Source organism: Chelativorans sp. J32 (assembly GCF_000518985.1).
GTDB lineage: Bacteria > Pseudomonadota > Alphaproteobacteria > Rhizobiales > Rhizobiaceae > Chelativorans.
The window spans coordinates 5,557-9,010 of record NZ_KI912529.1 but is presented as its reverse complement, the minus strand read 5'-3'; the positions used below and the strand labels follow the sequence as shown (position 1 = coordinate 9,010).

At 61.0% G+C, this 3,454-nt stretch carries 2 pseudogenes; both read right to left on the bottom strand.

The annotated features are described in order from the left end of the window. Positions 1 to 1,721 (bottom strand): annotated as a pseudogene (locus tag CHEJ32_RS25985) (DUF11 domain-containing protein); the annotation flags it as partial. Positions 1,722 to 2,713: 992 nt separating this feature from the next. Further along, positions 2,714 to 3,454: pseudogene (locus CHEJ32_RS27555) on the bottom strand (right-handed parallel beta-helix repeat-containing protein); the annotation flags it as partial.

The window sequence follows — 3,454 nt, the reverse complement described above, 5'->3', positions numbered from 1 at the left end:
CCATTGTCGAGGATCACCCGCCCCTCGACGGCAAAGCCTTGAAAGCGGTTGGTGAAGGTGCAGAGGAGGTCGGCCCCGGCCCTGGCGTTCCCGGCCGGGATGACGAGCGTCTTGCCGTCGGTGACGGTGCCGATCACCGGGCCGTCCAGATTGCCGGACGCCGCCGCCCTTCGGTCCTCGCAGCGGGCGCTCTTCAGCACCCAGCCCGCCGGCATGGTCTCGACGATCCGGGTCTCCACATCGGCGGCGCCAAGCGGCACCGATGCTCCCTCAACGGCCACTCCCGGCGTGATCGTCTCCACCGCATAGTTGCCATCGGTGGGAAAGCCATTGGCATTCGCCGCCGCCCCGGCAAAGCCGAACCGCCCGACCCCGCCGACACTCACCTTCGCGATGGTGACCACGGGCGATCCCGGCTTGTTCGTATCCGAGGCGGTGTTGTTTTCAGGCATCACGTCGATCACATCGCTCGGCGTTTCCACCATTGCCGTATTGACGAGATCGCCGCGGAAACCAGCTGGCACATTCATCGTCATGGTGTAGGTGAGGGAGGAACCGGCAGGCAGATCAGCGGTGGTGTCGATCCCCCCCGAACCATCGCGCTCGCCGCACATGGCACCCCCCGCCGCGGGTTCGCACATCCAAGTTCCGCTGGTGATACCCGACGGCAGGGGATCGGTGATTCTCGCACCGGTCACGGATGCGGGGCCGTTGTTTTTGACGGAGATCGTATAGACGCTGTCAGCGCCATTCAAATATGTAAGGCTGCCGTCGTCTATCTCCACCGCCAGGTCGGAACAGGGATCGGCGCTCTCGAACCGGAAGTTATCGATGAAGAGGCCGGTGCCGGTGCCGCCTACTGCCGTTCCACTGTCGACGAACTGAATGGTTGCCTCGGTATCTGCGGCAGTGAACGTGTGCTCAAACGTCTGCCAGAAAACGGTCAATTGCGGGCGCGTCGGTAGCCCGGAGTCTCCGTTGGCAACCGCATCGATGGACGGCCTGAGAGTGCTGATTGTCACCGGTGCTTGACCCTTGCCGTTCCCCAACTGGACAATGCCTGCCGAGAGGTCTTTACTCAGGCCGGAATAATCGACCGAAAACGTGTAGCGCCGCCCGGGATGAAGCCCGGTGAATGTCTGCCGAAAGGTTGCTGCTTGCGCCCCGTAGAGGTCAATACTCTGGGTCCCATGACTGGCATTGGTATAGTGGCGGAGGATGTCTACCGTTCCACTTACCGTCTGCCACCCATCCACCGTGAAGGCGCCGGTAGCCCAGACCGCGTAACCGCCCACCATCGAGGTGCCGGGGACGCCGCCGGTCTGTATGTTGGGGCTTTCGAAGGAGCCGTTAACGGCTATATCGCATATGTTTGATGAACTCGGCGGCGTGTCGTCATCCGTAATAGTATAGGTGGAAGTGGCAATCGGTGCGTCGCCGCAGGTTTGAGTGCCGGCGACAAGGTAGGAAGAATCTTCATCTATGCTGAAGATGATGGTCTTATTCTCTTCAACCTGGCCGTCATCGACGATCAGAACACCGAGCGGAAAACTCGTACTCGCATATTCGCCTGCGGGAATGGTAACTGTAAAGCTTTGGCTGCCAGTCGGTGTTGTATAATCTCTTCCAAGGATCGCGGTGCCGCTCGCCGTGACCTTAACGGTCAGAGGCGTCGTGGTCGCGCCGCTGATCAGGATCTTGGGAAGGCTCGCGTTTGCCATCGATTCCCCGCCCGATGCGGTCGCTGTGGACAGCTCTACGTAAGGCGTCAGGGTTATTTGGATCGCGTCCAGGAGATTGCCTCGGTTGGCACTCCCGTCAGAACTCGATATCGCCTCGAATCCGATCTCCTGAGTTCCGGATGGACCGCTCCAGACAAAATTTCCGAAATAATCCCGCCAACCGTTCGGAGCCGCGGCAGAATTGCAGCTACCTGAGGTAACATTCCCGCCAGAACAGGATACAATATTTCCCACCGATGTCGTTGAAGTTGCGACACGCACGACAGGATTGCCGGACGACCCAATCTTGAACTCCGCCACGTCGGTACCATAGAGACCTCTATGACTGAGACGCCAATCGATACGCTCACCTGTTGTAAGACAGATGTTTTGGTAGATGCGAGATGCCTGCTCCGCATTTAGCTCGGCGTGCTGTCTGCCCTCCCGAGAGGTGACCCCCTCATAGCCTGATGAGTGGAATTCAAGAGACGGGCCCATCCCGTAGTTGCAGTGGCTGTTCAATACCGGGTGAGTGGTTTCCCACCCCGGGACAACTTGGCTGGGTATGAGGCTCCAATTTCCCGTTCGGCAGGTAACCGGCGCTTCGAAGCCAGTATTGATCATGCTCCGCTGAACCTGAGCCCGCGCTTCACAGGTTGCGTAAATCAGCAACAGCGAAGCCAACAGAAGGCCGGAGACTTGGCGACAACTGCGCTGCGCCGCGCGGCCTATATCAGCAAATATTCGACAGAGGCCCTGCAGTGGCTGGTTCACAGGTTTGTCCTCATCTCGGCGGCTGCCACAGTGAGCACATCGCTCATGAATGATGAACTCACTACAGAGAGGTAGAGACGGGCCGCGATGGTCTCCGGATAAAGAGGCACCATGGTAGAGTAGTCATAGACTTCGTGAAGGTGGAATAAGCAGGCGCATAAGCGACCATCCAGCTCATTGCAAAGTCGAAAGCAGTCTCTTTACCGGACATCGCTCGCTCACTGATCGATCCTCACTGTAAAGCGGACCTCTCCCTTGGCGCCGGGTGACATGGTGCCGGTGCAGTCCCAGCGCAGCGGCCCCTTGTAACCGGCCGCTCCGTTAGCCGTCGGCAGGGCGGGCTGGCAGTCGAGCCCGGTGGGGTTCTGCTCCACCTTGATCGGGCCGTCGAGCGTCGTGTAGTCCGGCGTCTCGTCATGCACCCTGACGTCGCTCACCAAGCCAGCCGACGGATTGCTGAAGGTGATGGAATATTCCAGCACGTCGCCCGGCGCACCGGTGCTCGTCATCCCATAGGGGCCGTTCCGCGTCTCGTTGCGCACCTTTTTCGTGACCGTGACCGTGCCGCCGGTCCCGACCGTGACCATGTCCCGGTTGGCGGCTGCCAGAAGGCTTGTGCTCGTGCCGGAAAGGGCCGTCGTCGCCGACAGCGTGTAGTCGAGCGTGCCGCCCTTCGGCGCGCCCTCGCTCGCCTGCACCCGCACGAAAAGGCAGATCACGTCGCCGGCGGCAACGAGGATGGGTGCGGACACCGGCCCGTCTCCGGCATCGATGTCGCCGGAACAATCCGTATCGCGGTAGATGGTGGTGGAGAACAGCGCCGCATCGGGTGTTCCCGTCGCGCCGCTGATCTGGAAGGTGACCTCCCCCGCGGTGGTCGCGGTGTAGCGGTGCGGCAGGAGGGTGGCGCCGCCCGGTGCCACGATCGCGCGGCTGTCGGTGGCAAGTCTGGGCTGGGC